This window comes from Microcoleus sp. B3-D2 (assembly GCF_036705345.1).
Classification (GTDB): Bacteria; Cyanobacteriota; Cyanobacteriia; order Cyanobacteriales; family Microcoleaceae; genus Microcoleus.
Genome location: NZ_JAUBUG010000043.1, coordinates 41,586 through 61,908, shown reverse-complemented (window position 1 = coordinate 61,908; position 20,323 = coordinate 41,586). Strand labels below are relative to the sequence as shown.

Genomic DNA, 20,323 nt, shown 5'->3' with positions numbered 1-20,323 from the left:
ACTCCGACACCCGCACCGGCGCCAACTCCGACACCCGCACCGGCGCCAACTCCGACACCCGCACCGGCGCCAACTCCGACACCCGCACCGGCGCCAACTCCAACACCCGCACCGGCGCCAACTCCGACACCCGCACCAACTCCAACTCCCACACCGGAACCAACTCCAACTCCGACACCCGCACCAACTCCAACTCCGCCGACGCCGGCGCCGACTCCTACTCCCGCGCCGATTCCTACTGAGACTCCGACACCCACACCGGAACCGACTCCAACTCCCACACCGGAACCGACTCCAACTCCCACACCGGAACCGACTCCAACTCCCACACCGGAACCGACTCCGACTCCCACACCGGAACCGACTCCGACTCCGCCGACACCGGAACCGACTCCGACTCCAACTCCGCCTGCAGATGATTGCCTACTCGATAGCCTCAACGCCCCGCAACTAGATCCTGCCACCATCACCCCCAACCCCGTCCAACAAACTGTCAACGGCGGCGAAGGTAACGATTTCATCATGGGCGGTGGCATCAACGAGTCAATTAACGGACAAGCCGGCAACGATACTCTCTACGGCATGGGCGAGAATGACAACATCCAAGGCGGTGCAGATAACGACTCAATCTTCGGCAATGGAGGCAGCGATTTCATCTCTGGCGGCGCTGGCAACGATACCATCTACGCAGGCAAAGATCCTGACACTGTGGTAGATGCCGAGGGCGACGACTTGTTGAGGGGAGATGTCGGCAATGATACAGTTGCCGGCGGCGTTGGTAACGACAGCATTTTCGGCGGTAAAGATGACGATATCTTGCTGGGTGAAGATGGCGATGACTACATTTTAGGCAACTTAGGAAATGACACAATTAATGCCGGAAACGGCAACGATATTGCCTTTGGCAATGAAGGTGCAGACCTGATTTTTGGCGAGGAGGGAAATGACACCCTGTACGGCGGCAAAGAAAACGACAGTCTTGATGGCGGTGAGGGCAACGACTTACTGTTCGGCGGCAATGAAAACGATGTGCTTTGCGGCGACATCGGTAACGATACCCTGTACGGCGGCAAAGGTAATGATATTCTCAGCGGCGGTGCTGGGGACGATTTCCTTTCCGGCAATGTTGGGGACGATACTTTGACTGGTGGTTCGGGAAATGATGTATTTGTCCTCAATCAAAGTTTGGGTAGCGACATCATTAATGATTTCCGCAAGGCCGAGGATTTATTTGGGTTGAATTCTGGTTTGAGTTTTAATCAACTCAGTATTACTTCCAGCAACAATCAAACTTTGATTACTGTGACGGACACCAATCAATTGTTGGCGAAGCTTAACGGTATTACCCCCGGTATTCTCACCGCTAGCGATTTCACTCAGGTAACAATCTAACTGCCTCGGGTAGGGTGCGCCATAAGCAGCCCGACCCCTCAGGAGTGGTGAAGAAAGCTCTCAAACTCCTGAAATTTGGTGGATGACGTTAGCGCAGCCCGCCCCTACGGGGGCTACGCCAACGAAGAGGAGCGATCGATCTGATTCTTTTTAACAGCGATCGGTAATAAATCTTGTTTATTGCCGATCGCCTACACCTAGAATGAGGCACCTCCGTCTATTGCACTCCTGAGTTGGCTAGCCATATACAGCGCCCGAATAAAGCAAGCTTTCTCAACCACTAAATTTCAGATTTTTGGGAACTTTTTGCCAGCTAGGAAAAAAATTAAATTAATCAAATTTTTAGGCAATTTTCCTGGTTTTCTCTAATGTGAATGTATCAGGTACTAGCTAGAGAAATTCTCAGAAATTTGGAATTCCTAAAATCTTTTTGAGATTTTCCCGGCTCAAGGCTACCAAATGGTTTAATGCACTATTTATCTCGCTAATGGTGCGCCTTGTCAATCTACATAGAGAGGTTACTGGTGCCGGACTATTTAAATTACATCCTCTGCAGTTAATTGCTCAGAAAATCGCAATTTTCATACAGCTTAAGCTGAGTAGGGAGACAAGTCTCGGATTTCACTTAGGGAGAGAATTAAAGTTTTTCCCTAAATTTTAATCTTTCCGATGGATCGTTGAGTTTTTAATTCTGCCTACTGCCTTCTGCATCTTTAGCCTTCTGCTTTCAAGGTGAATCTACCAGCAAATAGTAAACATTCTCATGGGTATGCGAAATGAGTTCAACTTTTGCCACCAACAGGGATTCACAATCTGTTCTCCGCAATGCTGGTTCTAAATCTATTGTCTTCATTGATTCCGAGTTAGATGACTATCAAACTCTTGCGGGTGGCGTGCTTCCCGGTACAGAGATCGTCATTTTAGATAAAAATGGTAACGGAGTCGAGCAAATTACTGCGAAACTGCAAACAATTTCTGCGGCGGGGGAAACTGTAGACCAAGTTCACGTTTTTTCTCACGGCAATTCTGGCAGCTTGCAGCTAGGTTCTGCAACACTGAATTCGGATAATTTGTCACAATATAAAAGCCAGTTGCAAGAGTGGCGAAATGCGCTAAGCGACAAAGCAGATATTGTGCTTTACGGTTGCGATGTTGCTGCGGGTTCTGGAAGCGATTTTGTCGAGCGCCTGGGCGAGTTAACCGGGGCTGATATTGCGGCATCTAGCGATCGCACTGGCCGCGGTGGTAACTGGAATTTGGAGTTGGCCAAGGGTGATATTGAAGCACCGCTAGCCTTGACTCCAGAAGCAATGGCGGATTACCGAGGGACTTTAGCGACTATTACCGTTACCAACAATAATGATAGCGGGCCGGGTTCCTTGAGAGATGCGATCGCCACGGCTGTTGCCGGCGATACCATTCAATTTGCCTCCACTCTTGCCAGCCAAACAATTACTCTCACTTCCGGTCAACTTGTCATCAACAAAAACTTGACAATTGATGCAGTTGGTGCAGCCAATTTAACCATCAGTGGCAACAATGCTTCGCGGGTTATCCTAACCGAAGGTTCAACAAATGTTACTCTAAAAAACCTGATTGTTGCCAACGGCAAAGTTTCTGGAACCGATCCGAATAATGACGCAACTAGCGCCGGTGGTGGCATTCAAACTAGAGGTAACAGCACTTTAACTTTAGAAAATTGCCAAGTCAATAATAATGTGGCCGGTTTTGGTGGCGGCATTTACACGGGTTTCCGCAGCACGACGACTGTAATTAACAGCAAGTTTAGCGGCAATGATGGTTCGCTAGCGGATAATACCGAACGTGGTGGCGGCGCGATCGCCACTAAAAGCGGTGGTGTTCTGGCTATCAGAGATAGCGAATTTACCAACAACAAAGGCAGCAACGGCGGAGCTGTTAATAACCTGTTGGGCAGCATGACGATCGAAAACTCTAAATTCACCGGCAACGTGACAGACCAAGGCGTTGGCGGGGCAGTTTTCGTCGATGGCGCTAATGCTTCGGGCCCCAATGCAACCCCTGGCCCTGTTCCCGGAAATATTGTCATCCGCAACAGCGTTTTTGATGGCAATATCAGCTCCGGAGAAGGAGGCGCAGCCTTTTTGTTTGGTTATTTGCAAGATAAAGTGGTGTTGGAAAATACCACTTTTATTAACAACAAAGCTGTCAAAAATGCAGCGGGGTCGGGAGGCTCCGGCGGCGCCGTCCGCCACGGCAATGCCGATTTGACAGTGACAAACTGCACCTTTGCCAACAACACAGCCGATGATAGCGGCGGCGGCTTGTGGTTGGGTGAAAATGGAAAAATCAGCGTAGTTAACAGTACATTTTCCGGCAACAGCGCTGCTAAGCAGGGTGGAGGAATGGTTGTCAATAACAGAGATTCCTTTTCGACTAACATCGTCAATTCAACTTTTGCTAAAAATACCGCTGGGGAATTTTCGGGAGGTATTGCTACTGGTAATCAGCCAATTACTGTCAAGAATTCTATTTTTGATAGCAACACGGCGGGTAATCGTTTTAAGATTAAGCAGCAAACCGGGCGGGAATTAATCGACGGGGGAAATAATCTGCAATTTCCTAATAAACTCACGACGGGCGATCCTAACGACAATAATGTTACGGCAAATGTGACGATCGCAGATCCCTTACTTGGCCCTTTGGAAAATATTAACGGGGCTTTCGTGCTGCCGCTGCTAACAGGAAGTCCGGCAATTGATACCGGTACTGGTGCGGGCGCGCCGGCTGCGGATCAGCGCGGTGTGAGTCGCCCTCAAGATGGTGATAATAACGGAAGTGCGATCGTGGATATTGGCGCTTACGAATTTAACGCTACAGTCACGCCAACTCCGACTCCAACTCCAACTCCAACGCCGACTCCGACCCCAACTCCAACGCCGACTCCAACGCCGACTCCCACGGAGACTCCAACTCCCACACCAACACCGACTCCAACTCCGACGCCGGCGCCGACTCCCACCCCAACTGAGACTCCCACACCTGCGCCGACTCCGCCGCCAACACCAACTCCCGCGCCCACACCAACTCCGGTCGCAGATGATTGCCTACTCGATAGCCTCAACGCCCCCCAACTCGACCCTGCCACTATCACACCCAACCCCGTCCAACAAACTATTAACGGCGGCGACAGTACCGATTTCATCATGGGTGGCGGCATCAACGACTCGATTAATGGACTTGCCGGCAACGATACTCTCTACGGTATGGGCGGCAATGACAACATTGACGGCGGCGCAGATAACGATTCAATCTTTGGCAATGAAGGCACCGATTACATCTCTGGCGGCGCTGGCAACGATACCATCTACGCTGGTAAAGATCCTGACACTGTTGTCGGCGCCGATGGCGACGACTTGTTGAGGGGAGATCTCGGCAGCGATACTGTTGCCGGCGGGCTGGGCAACGACAGCATTTTTGGCGGTAAAGATGACGATATCTTGCTGGGTGAAGATGGCGATGACTACATTTTAGGCAACTTAGGAAATGACACAATTAATGCCGGAAACGGCAACGATATTGCCTTTGGCAATGAAGGTGCAGACCTGATTTTTGGCGAGGAGGGAAATGACACCCTGTACGGCGGCAAAGAAAACGACAGTCTCGATGCGGGTGAGGGCAACGACTTACTGTTCGGCGGCAATGACAACGATGTGCTTTGCGGCGACATCGGTAACGACACCCTGTACGGCGGCAAAGGTAATGATATTCTCAGCGGTGGCAGCGGTTCCGATTTCCTTTCCGGGGATGTTGGGGACGATACATTGACGGGAGGTTCGGGAAATGATGTGTTTGTCCTCAATCAAAGTTTGGGTAGCGAAATCATTAATGATTTCCGCAGGGGAGAGGATTTATTTGGGTTGAATCCTGGTTTGAGTTTCAATCAACTCAGTATTACTTCCAGCAACAATCAGACTTTGATTACGGTGACGGACACCAATCAATTGTTGGCGAAGCTTAACGGTATTACCCCCGGTATTCTTACCGCTAGCGATTTCATTACTCTGTAGTTATTATACCAAATCCGGGTTGGCTACTCCCTTTATCATTCTGCGTATCATTCGGTGGTTGAAACCGCTACTAAATAAACGAAGTCCGCCTCCGCCGACTGAGAGATAAAGGGAGTAGTTAAATCTGATATAGTGTTGTAGCATCTTCCAATAAAAATTAGCCAAGCATGATAAATATCCTCTAATCCTCTGATGCTCTAGCCCACACATATTAATCTATTATTCCTAATAAAGCGGACTGGATATTATTCCGTTTTAATACGATCGCACAAATGCCTATCCTCCTCCTTCACATCAGCATTCGTCAGCAAATAATCCCGCACCCAGTCGCATCCATACTCCAGAAAATCGAGCTGGAAAATTTGCTCTAAATTCCACACAATTGCTGTGGTATCCTGACTGGCTGAAGCGACGAACTTCCCATCAGGGCTAAATGTCACTCCGAACACCCCATCGCTATGTCCTTTTAAAGTTTCAAGCTCTTGACCATCGTACCTCCAAAGTTTAACAGTGCCGTCAAAACTTGCTGAGGCGATCGTCTGGCCATCAGGGCTAAATGCCACTCCGAATACCCCATTTTTGTGTCCCTTTAAGGCTCTAATTTCTGTACCATCCAACCGCCAAAGTCTCACCGTGCTATCCATACCTGCTGAAGCGAGAGTCTTGCCGTCAGGGCTAAATGCCACTCCCGCCACCTGACGGCGATGGCTTGTTAAAGTGTGTAGAAGCTTGTAGCTGGGCTTTCCAGAGGCGATCGCACTATCCCACTGCCAAAGTTTGATAGTGCCGTCCACACTACCAGAGGCAATGAGCTTTCCATCGGGGCTAAATGCCACTGCGTTAATGTAATCGGTATGCCCTTTGAGAGTTGCCAATTGGGTGCCGTCAATCCTCCAGACTTTGACCGTTTTGTCCTCACCCACCGACGCGAGTGACTGCCCATTTGGATGGAAATCAACCGCGAAGACTCTGCCTTGATGTCCGGTGAAAGTCTGGAGTAACGTGCCATCCAGTTGCCACAACCGTACAGTGCTGTCATAACCGCCTGTAGCAATCGTGTCTCCTTTTGGGCTGAAATCTACTCCGAAAACTTTATCAGCTTGTTTGGGGAAAGTGCGAATTAAGCTACCATCAAGCCGCCAAAGTTTAACGGTATTATCACGACTGGCGGTGGCAATTGTCTTACCATCAGGACTAAATTTTATGGTGTAAATCGATGCTTGATGTCCGTTAAGAGTCTTGAGCAAACTGTCATCAAGCTTCCAGAGTGCGATCGGGCCATCCCAACTGGATGAGGCGAAGATTTGCCCGTCAGGACTCCAAGCCAATCCAGAGACGACATCCTTCGCGACTAGCAGGGTTTTTACCAGAGTCCCGTCAAGCTGCCACAGTTTGACTGTTCTGTCTAGACTTCCCGAGGCAAGCAAATCACCTTGAGGGTTAAAAGCGATTTTGGTCACGGCATCGCTGTGTCCAGTTAGGGTTTTGACTAAAGTTCCATCAACGTGCCAAAGTTTGACCGTTTTATCCGCACTCGCCGAGGCAATGAGATATTCTGAAGGGCTGTTGGCGTAGCCTGCGCTTGGCGCATAGGCAACATTCATAACTCTATCCGTATGTCCGGTGAGGGTTCCTATCAGTTTACCCTCTGCATTCCAGAGTTTGATGGTTCGATCTTTAGAAGCAGATGCAATAGTTTGACTGTCCGGGCTAAAGGCAACGCTGGTAACTTCATCTGTATGTCCGGTGAGAGTTCTGTGCAGTTTGCCGTCTGTACTCCAGAGTTTAACTGTTTTATCTTTTGAAGCGGAAGCAATAATCTGATTGTTAGGAGCGATCGCGACTTGTGTAACGTTATCGGTATGTCCTTTTAAGGTCTGCCACAAGGTATAACTCGGCTTGACATTTGGTAAATTTGTACTGTTTTTGCGCCAAAGTTTGACTGTTTTATCCGCAGAAGCAGAAGCAATTAGATCGCCTCTGGGGTTAAATACGACTCCCCAAACTGCATTGTTGTGTCCTTGAAGCATTTCTAGTTTTGTACCGTCTTTTTTCCAAAGATCGATGGTTTTATCGGCAGAAGCTGAGGCTATGAGTTCCCCATCAGGACTGAATGTTACATCATTAACCACATTGTCATGCCCCGATAAATGATTATAGTCAACTGCTCCATAAACAGCTTGATGGAGAGCTTCTTTAACTGAGCGTTCGAGTTCGGGGTCTACGCCACTTAACTTTTGCAGTTGTCGCTTTCCTCTGATTGCCTCTATCAATGCGTCTAATTTTTGATTTGAGGCGAATAAGGCTTCGGAAGATTTGGCGATCGCCTTGATTTCGCTGACAGCAGTTTGCCGATACTGAAAATACACCGCTAGCCCCAATGCACAGGCGATAATTAATGCTATACTTACTACAAAAAGCAAAAACCTTTGCCGCCTAGAACTTTTTTTCTCTACAGCTAGTCTTTTTTGTTGTTCTGTTAGTCGGGCTTCAATTTCTTTAGCCCGCTCTGCTTCCAATCCTACCTGCATTTCTCTTCGGTCTAATTCTTCAGAAGCCCCTAAAAACTGATAATCTAAGTCACTCAAACTTTTACCCTGGGCCCAAGCTTGAGCATTTTTCAAGGCCTCTCCGCGCAAGAGTCGGGATTTATCGGTCTGCTTGGAAGTTATCCAAGCATCAAAGGCTTGAGAGTATGGACGCAAGGAAGCGAGATTTTTTTCTACCCATTTTTTGTTAAATACTTCTTGATAAATGGGGTTTCTTACCTGTAAAAAACCCTGGTATTTTACTACCAAACCAGACAGCAATAGTTCTACCTGTTCTCGCGAGTCATCGGTGGGAACTTCCACTCCTTGTAAGATTTTTTGATAGATGCCTAGTAGTCTTCCAGCACGTTGCTCATTTCTCAAAATGCGATCGCGGATCGTCTTTAAATGCTCTGGCTCATCTTGAGATTCCCAATTCTGGACGATCTGCGATCGTACCAGCGATTCCACAAAAAATCCCTCTGTTCCCGGTGGAATTGTCAGCACGTCACTGTGAGATTCTCGCGCGGCTATTACTATCAATTGACACAGCTTTTGGCTCAGAAATGGTTGCCCATAAGTCCAAGCTAATATTGCTTTAATAATTGCCTCGGCATTACTGACTACACTATCTAACCCTTTAGTTAAAGGAGAGGCTTCTTCCCAGGAAAACCCGTGCAAATCTACTGATTGTCCGATATTAAAAGGTGTCCGATTTTTATCAGCGATTAAATCGCTGGGTGTAGCTACTCCGAAAATCGCGAAGGTAATCCGATTGTATGCGGGATTGAGGGCTCGTTGGTTGTAACAATAACGAATCAAGGCGAAAAAGTCATCTACGGGAAAATCTAAGCTTAAAATACTATCAATCTCATCGACAAATATAATAATTCGATTCTCGGGAAATTGGGCTAATAAAATATCTTCAATAAATTGACTCAATTTTTGCAGGAGAGAAACTTCTTCTTGTTCTTGCCACCAGGTTTTTAAATTGACTTTTCCTACAAGATTAAAACTGCGCCACAAATCCCCAACGATTCCTTTATACCACTGTAAAGGAGTAATGTTTTCACTGCCGATGCGAGTCATGTCGATCGCACTGCATAGAAATCCTTCTGCTTGCAGTCGGTGCAGGGTGCGAACGAGAAGGGAAGATTTGCCCATCTGTCGGGAGTTGAGGACGTAGCAAAATTCGCCTTCTTTTAAGGCTTCATAAAGTTGGATATCTGCTTGTCGTTCGACATAGGTAGGCGCATCAGTTGTGAGACTGCCACCAATGTGGTAAGAGTAATCTTTCATAATGGATAGTTAATTGTTTCGGAGAATGTCACGATCGCCCACTCGATCGCACAAATGTCTATCCTCCTCTTTCACATCGGCATTTGTCCGCAGATAATCCCGCACCCAGTCGCAACCAAACACCAGCGGGTCTGTATTGAGAATTCGCTTTATATTCCACAAAATCGCCGTTTGGTCCATGCTGCCGGAGACAAGGAAAGTGCCGTCGGGACTAAAGGACATTGCTACCACCGCACCTGTATGCCCCGTGAGCGTCGTCAGCAAGATGCCGTTAGAGTTCCAGAGTTTCACCGTGTTATCGAGACTTGCCGTAGCGACGATTTCACCATCCGGGCTAAAGGAAACTTTCGCCACTCCCTCTGTGTGGCCTTTGAGCGTTCTCCGTAGCAGTGCTTTCTGAGGAACTGAGGTGTCTGAGCGATCTAATTTCCAGAGTTTGACGGTGCCATCTGTACTGGCTGAGGCGAGTGTCTTGCCATCGGGACTGAAACTGACCCCCGTAGTCAGAGCCTGATGGGCATCAATCGCCTGCAACAAAGTGCCATCGGGCTTCCAGATAGCGACAGTACCACTGCTACCGACGACGGCTAAAGCTTTTCCATCAGGGCTAAAGGCCACAGTCCAGAAGGCGCTGCCATCTAGCTTCAGAGTTCGCACTAACACGCCGTTTGGCTGCCAGAGTTTTACCGTGCCGTCTGTACTTGCGGTGGCAATAATTTTACCGTCAGGACTCCAAGTAATTCCGTGAACTGTACCTTTGTGGGCGTTGATTTCTCCCAGGAATCTGCCATCCTGGTGCCAGAGTTTAACTGTTGTTTCGCCCCCCACAGCAATCACTTTACCGTCAGGACTGAATGCCACAGCCCAAAGCCCTCCTTTGCCCTCCTGAAGCGTCTTGAGCAACGTACCATCGGTCGGCACTTGCGTTGGCGGGTTCCCCGACATAAGCAAAGTGCCGTGTCGCCAAAGTTTCACCGTGCCGTCTATACTTGCAGTGGCGACGATTTTTCCGTCAGGAGCGAAAGCAGTACCATAAATAGCAGCGTCATGACCTTGCAGGGGCAACTGAAAAATGTTTTTCGGCTGCCAAAGTTTGACAGCTTTTCCTATACCCAGCGAAGCAATGAAAGTGCCGTCAGAACTCAAATCCATATCCCACACGCCACCGCTATGCCCTGCAAAAGTTCTGAGCTCTTTGCCATCTTTGCTCCAAAATTTGATGGTTCGATCGGCGCTCGCTGTGACGATAATCTGACCGTCGGGACTGAAATCTAGACCCCCAACGGTAGATGCGTGACCCTTAAGGGTTCGTAGGGGCTGTAACTCTTCGGCTGACGGAGCATTGGAAGGCCAAAGTTTAACAGTTTTATCCATGCTGGCGGAGGCAAATATCTCGCCGTCAGGACTGAACTCGAGATCCCAAACGCCAGCGCTATGGCCTTGAAACGTTCTCTGTAACTTTACCGATGCCCAGAATGCGCCGTTTTTTTTCCACAATCGGATCGTGCCGTCCTCGCTGCCGCTAACGAGCATTTCCCCGTCGGGGCTAAAGCGAAGACTCCTCACCGCATCGGTGTGATCGAGAATGGTTAATAAAACGCCGTTTTTGTCCCAGAGTTTAACGGTGTTATTCTGACCGGATGTGGCTAAAATCTCGCCATCTGGGCTGAAGGCCAGACCCTGCTGATACTCGGTACAGTTTCCCTCAAGGGTGTGTAGGAGTTTGGGGCTGTGCCAAGAAGTTCCCTGTTGCTGCCAAACTTTAACTGTGCCCTCTCCAGTGGCGCAAGCGAGGAGTTTACTGTCGGGGCTAAAAGCCAACCTCCATAACGTACCGTTGTGGGGAAGAGTCGCAACAAGGGTGCCATCTCGCTGCCAAAGTTTGACCTCGGTGTCGAAACTTGCTGAGGCAATGGTGCCAGCGTCGGGACTGATTGCTAATCTAAACAGTGTCCCCTGATGTCCTGACAAGCGGTTGAATTCCGAAGCGCCATAAACTGCCTGCTCTAGTAATAATTGCACGCGATTTTCTAGTTCGGGATTTGCGCTGCCGAGTTGTTGCAGTTTGCGCTTGGCTTTGATGGCAGCAATGAGGCTGTCTAATTTTCGCTCGATGGTAAAGAGGGCTTCGGAGGAGGTGGCGAGCGCTTCGATTTCGCTCAGTTGCGATTGTTGCAATGCGGTTATAACTGCACCTAACAACATTTGTTGCAATCGAGTTGCCCGTTTCTCTTGCTCTAATCGCGCTTCTACTTCTTTGGCACGTTCGGCTTCTAAAGCTTGTTGAACTTCCCGTCTGTCTATTTCGGCGCTCGCGGCTAAGAATTGATAATCCAAGTCACTCAAACTTTTTCCCTGCCCCCAAGTTTGGGCATCTTTTAAGGCTTGACCCCTCAAAAGGCGCGATTCGTCTTGTTGTTTGGAAGCTACCCAAGCCTCAAAAGTTTGAGAGTAAGGGCGCAGTGCTCTTAATTGTTTTTCTACCCATTCTCGGTTGAATACTTGTCGATAAATGCGGTTTTTTACTTGCAGCACTCCTGACTGTTTGACTACTAATCCCGATAGAATTAATTCGATTTGCTCTCGGCTGTCGTCTGTGGGTACTTCTACACCTTGTAAAATTTGTTGGTAAATACCGAGCAATCTGCCAGCGCGTTGTTCGTTGCGAAGAATGCGATCGCGGATTGTCTTTAAATGCTCTGGATCATCTTGCGATTCCCATTTATTTATGATGTTTTTTCTCACCAATGATTCCACAAAAAATCCCTCGGTTCCCGGTGGTATTTTTAAATCACCGCTGTGAGCTGATACCGCAATTTTTACTACTAATTCACATATTTTTTGCGTTAAAAATGGCTGTCCTCCCGTCCAATATAAGATTTCTTTGAGAACTGCCTGCGGATTGGTTATGACATTTTCTAACCCTTTCGCTAATGGTGGCGCTTCTTCTAAGCTAAATCCTGACAAATCGATCGCTTGTCCGATATTAAAAGGTGTCCGATTTTTATCGGCGATTAAATCGCTGGGTGTAGCTACTCCGAAAATCGCGAAGGTAATGCGGGTATATTCGGGATTGATAGCTCGTTGATTGTAGCAGAAACGAATCAAAGCGAAAAAATCATCGACGGGAAAATCTAAACTGAGAATACTATCAATCTCATCGACAAATATAAAAATTTGCTTCTCCGCAAATCTGGTCAATAAAATATCTTCAATAAAGTGACTCAATCTTTGCAGTAGAGAAACTTCTTCTTGTTCTTTCCACCAAGTTTTTAAATTAACTTCTCCTAATAAATTAAAGCTGCGCCACAAATCCCCAACGATTCCTTTGTACCATTGTAAAGGAGTAATGTTTTCGGTGCCGATGCGGGTCATGTCGATCGCGCTGCATTGAAATCCTTCTGCTTGCAGTCGGTGCAGGGTGCGAACGAGAAGGGAAGATTTGCCCATCTGTCGGGAGTTAAGGACGTAGCAAAACTCGCCTCGTTTTAAGGCTTGATAAAGTTCGATATCTGCTTGTCGTTCGACATAGGTAGGCGCATTATTGGCGAGACTGCCTCCAATTTGGTATGTAACCTTGGTCATGCCGTTTATGGGTTAATTTAAATGTAAGTATCTAGTGAGTTTATTGAAAGGTGAAAATGTGGCGCAATCGCTTCATTTTACTAATAAAAATTACGCAAATAAACTCTCCAATCTAAATCTAAATAAAGTTGTGAGAACCAAAATATAGGCGATACAATTCGCAGCTCAGCGTACAGCGATTATTATCGATATGAATCAGCCCCATACTAACTAATTTAGAAGCTACTATCGGATCTAATTCCACTCCGCGTTCCGATTTTACCACTTGTTTAAGTGCAACCGCAAGTTCGGGATACTCTTGGAATGTCACCCAAAAACTCCGCAAGTAATCTTTATAAATTCCGGCTATGGTGGGAGCTTCTTGTAGTAGCCGATCTAGCGTTAAACTGTTTTGACAGAGGTGGTAAAGAGCTAGCCGAACCAGATAAGGATGTCCCCCCACCATTGCCATGAGTCGATCGGCATCGGGGCTATCTGTCCAATCCAGTCCGTGACGCTGGGCTAAAGCAAGTATCTGCTCTTCTGTAAAATAGGGCAATTGCAGCGGTAAACCGACATTAAAGGGCGATTCAGTGAGCTTTAAAGGAATATAAATTTCTGTGGAGTGAAGAACGATTACCCGCAGTTTTTCCATGGTTTTAATCCGCTTTGCTTCTTCATGCCAGCTTCGCAGCAGTGGCAAAAATTCTCTGGCAATTTTTGGATACTCAAAAATCCTATTGACTTCATTTAAAGCTAAGACAAGCGGACTATTTATTTGGTCTAAAATATATTGCTGTAAATAGATAGCACAGCTTACTTTGCTACCCATGTCTTCATCCCAATAATCCTCTAATAGAGGTGGCAATTCTAGGTGACGGCTGATGTTGGCACAAAACCACCGTAAAAATTTATCGAGGTTGTCTAAAACAGCTTCTTCGGCTTGCTGAAAATCTAAACTTACAGTTCGGCACCCGAGAGAATTAGCGCGATCTAAAATTCGTAGCATGAGAGAACTTTTTCCCATCTTCCTGGGAGCTTTAATCCGCAGAACACTTCCAGGTTTGGCAACTTCTCGATAGGCGAGTTCTTCTATTAGCGGGTGATGGATATAAAATGGTGAACCGATGGGTACTGGAGAGCCGGGATATTCTAAAGGTGTTGCTAGGCATTGGCTGCGGGTGAATTCTTCAATTAATTCTCGTTCGTCTGGGGTCAGGGAACGCGATTCTACTGAGGAGCGAAAATTAGATTTGCTAATAGGTGTCTGCAAGATTTCAGAGAGAGATTGCCACAAGGACGAGGCGATGTTTCTCAGGTAATGCTCTCCGTAATGAGAGGTAGAGGCGATGCTTGTATAAGTCTTTCCTTCCCAAACTTGGCGGAGTATGATTTCTTGTACGGGATATAAATCTTTTTGCGATCGCACACGAGTTAGCTGTAGTACCTCATCTATCGTCATAACCGGCAATTACCATATAAGTGTATCGTTGATATTATCACTTATGATTGACTGTAAAGCTGATCCCCTATTTGATTGCGACACGATTCTGTCGCGACATTTCTCAGGGACTAACTGGTCAAATCTGTTAAATCTCACCGCAGCGTACCAATATCAATAAAGGATTCATGGGTCACTGAGCGCTCTAACCCAATTTCAAGAGCTGCTAGCGGGGTTTTTCAGGTAGCAGTGTTCAGTTTTTCTCGCTCGTTTGCCAAAATGTCATGCAGGTGTCACATTTGGTCGTGAAGGCACAATTTAAAGATGTGACAGTTGAGATTGCTAAAGTTTAGTTAATTTATGCTAATTTAATTAAAGCTATTTTCAGGTCGCTGTATCTCCTCATCACAAGTGCGTTGACATGGCTAAAGTTGAGTTAATTAATGCTAATTTAATTCAAGCTATTTCAGGTATCTGCATCTACCGATCGCAAGTGTTAAGTACAAGGCCCTAATTATTTTTTTTGTGGAAGCAGGTTTTTCAACCATACTGTAATCCGTCAAAAGCATCTTATAAAATAAGAGGATTGATACCGCAAATGGTTCATACAATGTTTTCAAATTATTTTATTCCTCACGGTCATTGCTACTTGTGGAAACCTGGATTAGTAGGGCTACACGTTTTGTCCGATGGTTTGATAGCCGTCGCTTATTTTTTGATACCGATCACGCTGATTTATATTGTCAAAAAGCGACAAGATGTGCCTTTTGACTGGGTTTTCATGCTGTTTGGCTCTTTTATTGTCTGCTGCGGTATTACCCATATTATGGAAATATGGACGCTGTGGCATCCTAATTATTGGTTCTCTGGTTTTCTTAAAGGGATTACAGCGCTGATTTCGCTATCTACAGCAGCAGTGCTGGTGGAACTAATCCCAAAAATCTTGGCTATCCCCAGTCCCGATCAATTAGCGGTGGCAAATGTAGCTTTACAAAATGAGATTGGCGAGCGCAAACAAGCTCAAGAAGCACTCTCAGAATTAATGCTAGAATTGGAAAAAAGGGTGATGGAGAGGACGATCGCTTTAGAATCCACTAATGAACTTTTGCTACAGGAAAATCGCGATCGCTCTTTGGCTGAAAATTCATTGCGGCACTCGGAAGCGAAACTACTCGAACGAACTCAGCAGCTAGAGGAAACTCTGCAACAACTCAAAGAAGCCCAAACTCAACTCGTGCAAACTGAAAAAATGTCTTCTTTGGGGCAAATGGTAGCTGGGGTTGCTCACGAAATCAATAACCCTGTTAACTTCATTTATGGCAATCTGATTCCGGCTGAGGAATACATTAAAGATATTTTGGCATTGATTAAGGCTTATCAAGTTTATTACCCCACTCCTGCGCCGGAAATTGCAGACAAGATTCACACTATCGAACTCGATTTTATTTTAAAAGACCTGCAAAAACTTTTTGGTTCGATTAAAATAGGAGCAGAACGAATTAAGGACATTGTTAAATCTTTACGCACTTTCTCCCGTTTAGACGAAGCCGACATGAAAAAGGTAAATATTCATGAAGGACTCGATAGCACTTTAATGATTTTGCAGCACCGCTTGAAAGAACAAACAAATCGTCCGCCGATTCAAGTGATTAAAGAGTATGGAGAGTTGCCGCTATTGGAATGCTATGCTGGACAGATTAACCAAGTATTTATGAACATTTTATCTAATGCTATTGATGCTTTAGAACAGATTGCACAGCAGGGAGATTCGCCTAAAGGCTATTGGGAAAATAATTTCTTTGAACACTTCCAATATACCTATTGCCACCTGCTAACAATTCGTATCCGCACGCTTTTAGTTGATGGCCAGTGGGTGCAAATTCGCATTGCTGATAATGGCACGGGCATAGATTATGAGGCGATCGCTAAAATTTACGATCCATTTTATACAACGAAACCTATCGGTGCTGGTACCGGGCTGGGTTTGGCAATTTCTTATCAGATTATTCAAGCCCATGAAGGTTATTTGCGCTGCACTTCCGAGGTTGGGAGAGGTACTGAGTTTATCATTGAAATTCCTTTGCGATCGCAATTTTGCGATCGCCACCTAGTGCAAAAGCAAGCTGTTATGAACAAGCTGGGTTGAGGCGTTAATAAATAATGCTGAATCCAGCTACAACTTTCGGTTTTTTTTATTTTTTTCCTAACTTAGGCATCATCAAATCCATATTATATGCCAATAATAAGTATTATGTGGGAAGCCCTCAAAAATATTTTTTCCCCAACTCAGTATATGCCTCACGGTCACTGCTATCTGTGGCAAACGCCTTTAGTGTGGCTGCACGTAACAGGGGACTTCTTAATTGCGATCGCCTACTATTCAATTCCGGCGATGCTGATTTATTTTATCTTCAAGCGGCGCGATGTCCCTTTTCTAAGAATATTTGCTTTATTTGGTGCATTTATTATTCTGTGCGGCACGGGTCACTTGCTAGACATTTGGACGTTGTGGCATTCCGCTTATTGGCTGTCGGGGATTGAAAAAGGAATTACTGCACTTGTTTCCTGCTTCACTGCGGCCTCGATGGTAACACTATTGCCCCAGTTTTTGTCTTTAAAAACCCCCCAAGAATTAGAGGCCATAAATCGCAAGTTGCAGACTGAGATTGCTGTGCGTGAAGATGCAGAATTAGCGTTGCGCCACGCTTATGATGATTTAGAAATTAAAGTCCAAGAGCGGACCGTACAGTTGACAGAAATTAATGGTCATTTAGAAGCAGAAATAAGAGAAAAAATAGCCGCTGAATCCGCTTTGCGCGAACGAGAAACTAGGTTAACAGAACAACAAAATGGTTTGCTAGAATTAGCAAAAAATTCTAGTATCTACGAGGGAAATATCGGCGAGGCGTTGAGAGAGATTACGCAAATGGCAACTCGTACCCTGAATGTTGAGCGGGCAAGTATTTGGTTTTATCAGCAAGATAAATCCGGAATGTGCTGTGCGGATCTTTATGAACTGACGCCCAATCAACACAGCGCCGGTGCAGAACTGAAAGTTGCTGACTATCCTAGCTATTTCCAAGCTTTGAAGACAGAACAGGCGATCGCAGCGGTTGATGCCAAAACCGATCCGCGCACCCGAGAATTTAGCGAATCTTATTTGACGCCTTTAAACATCTCGTCGATGCTAGATGTTCCTATTACCCATAAAGGGCAAATTGCGGGTGTAATTTGTTTAGAACATCAGGGAACGACCAGGAATTGGACGCTCGACGAACAAAGCTTCGCTAGCTATGTGGCGCAGATCGCAGCTTTAGCAATGGAAGCCCGCGATCGCAAGCAAGCCGAGTTAAACTTGCGTTCTGTCACCGAACGCTTGCAATATTTGCTGGCGACTACTCCGGCGGTGATTTTTAGCTGCAAATTAGGGGAAAATTATGATGTAACATTTGTCAGCGATAATGTTGTTTCAATGATTGGTTACGAAGCGCGAGAATTGGTTGATGGTTCCCTTGATTGGCATAGCCTGGTTCATCCAGAAGATCGAGAGATTGTTGCTACTTCATACGCTCAGATATTGGAAAAAGAATCGATTTCCTACGAATACCGCGAACGGCACAAAGACGGTAGTTATCGCTGGATATACGATGAGCTCAAGTTAGTCAAAGATGCTGCTGGTCTACCTGTGGAGTGCGTTGGTTATGGAGTAGATGTTACTGCTCGCAAACAGGCGGAAAGAGCCTTGAAGCAACAAGTAAAAAGGGAGCGGCTCGTGAATGCTATTCAAGAGCGGATTCGCTCCTCTCTTAACCTAGAAGAAGTAATGACAATGGCTGTGGAAGAAGTGCGCCAGTTTTTGTCAACAGACAGGACTGTTATTTACCGCTTTAACCCTGATTGGAGTGGATTTGTCGCCGTTGAGTCGGTAGCAGCCGATACGATGCCGATTTTGGGAATTGATATTAATGACCAATGTTTTCGAGAACACTACGTCTCTGTTTACCAGGAAGGACACCTGCGCGCGATCGACAATATTTATACGGCAGGCCTTTCAGATTGCCACGTTAATTTACTGAGCCAGTTTGAAATTAAAGCTAACCTCGTGGTTCCCATTTTGCAAGGTGAAAAACTATGGGGGCTACTCATTGCTCATCACTGCCGCAGTCACAGGCATTGGAACTCTTCTGAGATAGAATCTCTCAAGCAAATTTCCGTGCAGCTAGCAATTGCCCTCCAGCAATCCACCCTTTTTGAACAAGCCAAAACAGAAATTGCCGAACGAAAATTAGCAGAAACAGCATTACAAAAAGCTGTCGTAGCTGCTGATACAGCTAACCGGGCCAAGAGCGAATTCCTTTCTTCTATGAGCCATGAATTGCGGACTCCTCTGAATGCAATTCTCGGATTTAGTCAGGTGATGGTGCGCGATTCATCTCTCAACAATCAACACCAGCAGCACCTAGAAATTATTAATCGCGCTGGCGAACACTTGCTTTCGCTAATTAATGACATTTTGGAAATGTCCAAAATAGAAGCTGGCAGAACTCAGCTTAATGAAAGCAGTTTTAATTTAATGCGGTTGCTAAAAACCTTAGAAGAAATGTTTCGATTAAAAGCTAAATCTAAGAAATTGCAGCTAAATTTGGAAGTGGGTGACGGCGTACCACACTTTGTTAGTGGAGACGAAGGTAAATTGCGGCAAATTTTGATTAATCTTGTAGGAAATGCGATCAAGTTTACAGAGAGGGGTAGCGTTACTTTGCGAGTGAAAAAGAAGGTAGAAGAAAGTTTGGGGGCTGAAACCGCAGAGTTGTCCGACACACAAACAAAACTTGTCGGCGCGGGTTCTGAACCTTCCGAAAGCTTAGCGGTTGAAACCGCAGCTATACAAAGAAAACCCGGATGGTGCAGTGGTTTTAATCAGTCCGAAAGCTTGGCGGACTGTGATTGTGTAGACGCGAATGACCTTCGCCCGGAATTGTTACGCCTTCAGTTTGAAATTGAAGATACTGGCCTTGGCATTGCCCCTGAAGAGATGAATAAGTTATTTGAACCCTTTGAGCAAACAAAAACCGGTCAAAAATCTCAACATGGCACTGGATTAGGTTTACCAATTAGCCGCAAGTTTGTACAAATGATGGGAGGAGATATTACTGTCAGGAGTACACCTGAGTTGGGAAGTAAGTTTGCATTTGATATTCAAATCAACCTTGCCACTCCCAGCGAGATTAAAATCCTTAAACCGCACAAAACAGTCATTAGTTTAGCACCGAATCAACCAGAATACCGGATTTTGGTGGTTGACGATCGCGCCGATAACTGCCTAGTCATAGAGAGATTATTGTCACCACTAGGCATCCTCGTGCGAGAAGCTAGAGATGGTCAAGAAGCTATTGCTGTATGGGAGGATTGGCAACCGCACCTGATCTGGATGGATATGCAGATGCCTGTCATGGATGGCTATGAAGCCACAAAAAAAATTAAAGCTCATCCTCTCGGAAAACAAACTGTAATAGTTGCTCTTACTGCTAGCGTTTTTGAAGAGGAACGACAAACTATTTTAGGAGCAGGCTGCGATGATTTCATGCGTAAACCCTTCGAGGCAAATATATTATTTGCGAAGATGGAAGAACTTTTAGGAGTGCGCTACATTTACGAGGAATCTGTGGATGCACAACTAGAAAAGGAAAGCGAAATGAGCGGAGTGACTAGCAATCAATCTGTCGAGTCACAACTCGGTCAAATGCCTCATGAGTGGGTCGAGAAGATATCTCATGCTGCTCATGAATGTTGCGACGATAAAATTCTTAAGTTGATTGAGGAATTGCCTAGAGAATTTGCTGGAGCCGCACAAGTTTTAACTACTTTAGTGGAGGATTTCCTGTTTGACGATATTATAGAGCTAGCGCAATCAGCACTTACGATGATTAGAGTACCAGTTTCCAACTAATCTCTACTTAGGAGCATCTCCTATTTAAAAAAGACTTAACCTTAGCCCCCCCAACCACTCCCTGCCCTCTCTCTGTAGGAGAGAAAATCAAAATTTATAC

7 protein-coding genes are annotated in these 20,323 nt (G+C 46.0%); 4 read left to right on the top strand and 3 right to left on the bottom strand.

The window, feature by feature from the left end; all coding sequences use genetic code 11:
- On the top strand, positions 1-1,392 hold a 1,392-nt coding region (locus tag QUB14_RS17360), incomplete at its 5' end, for a calcium-binding protein (RefSeq protein WP_333218280.1).
- Positions 1,393-2,168: 776 nt separating this feature from the next.
- Positions 2,169-5,441: a DUF4347 domain-containing protein gene (locus QUB14_RS17355; protein WP_333218279.1), complete on the top strand. Its 3,273-nt coding sequence runs from the start codon at positions 2,169-2,171 to the stop codon at positions 5,439-5,441.
- A 245-nt stretch (positions 5,442-5,686) separates the two neighbouring features.
- Here the strand turns inward: QUB14_RS17355 and QUB14_RS17350 are convergent, their stop codons facing one another.
- The 3 genes from QUB14_RS17350 to QUB14_RS17340 all read right to left on the bottom strand — a co-directional run bounded on the left by QUB14_RS17350 (position 5,687) and on the right by QUB14_RS17340 (position 14,294).
- Positions 5,687-9,268, bottom strand: a complete 3,582-nt coding sequence (locus QUB14_RS17350; protein WP_333218278.1) for a WD40 domain-containing protein — start codon at positions 9,266-9,268, stop codon at positions 5,687-5,689.
- Positions 9,269-9,277: 9 nt separating this feature from the next.
- The gene (locus QUB14_RS17345) at positions 9,278-12,853 is read right to left on the bottom strand and encodes an AAA-like domain-containing protein (protein ID WP_333218277.1); all 3,576 of its coding nucleotides are present in this window, start codon (positions 12,851-12,853) and stop codon (positions 9,278-9,280) included.
- 118 nt (positions 12,854-12,971) lie between these two features.
- Complete coding sequence (locus tag QUB14_RS17340) at positions 12,972-14,294, bottom strand: AAA-like domain-containing protein (protein WP_333218276.1); 1,323 nt, start codon at positions 14,292-14,294, stop codon at positions 12,972-12,974.
- A gap of 589 nt (positions 14,295-14,883) precedes the next feature.
- Here QUB14_RS17340 and QUB14_RS17335 point away from each other — a divergent pair.
- The gene (locus QUB14_RS17335) at positions 14,884-16,419 is read left to right on the top strand and encodes an ATP-binding protein (protein ID WP_333218275.1); all 1,536 of its coding nucleotides are present in this window, start codon (positions 14,884-14,886) and stop codon (positions 16,417-16,419) included.
- A gap of 105 nt (positions 16,420-16,524) precedes the next feature.
- The gene (locus QUB14_RS17330) at positions 16,525-20,223 is read left to right on the top strand and encodes a GAF domain-containing protein (RefSeq protein WP_333218286.1); all 3,699 of its coding nucleotides are present in this window, start codon (positions 16,525-16,527) and stop codon (positions 20,221-20,223) included.
- Positions 20,224-20,323 lie beyond the last annotated feature (100 nt).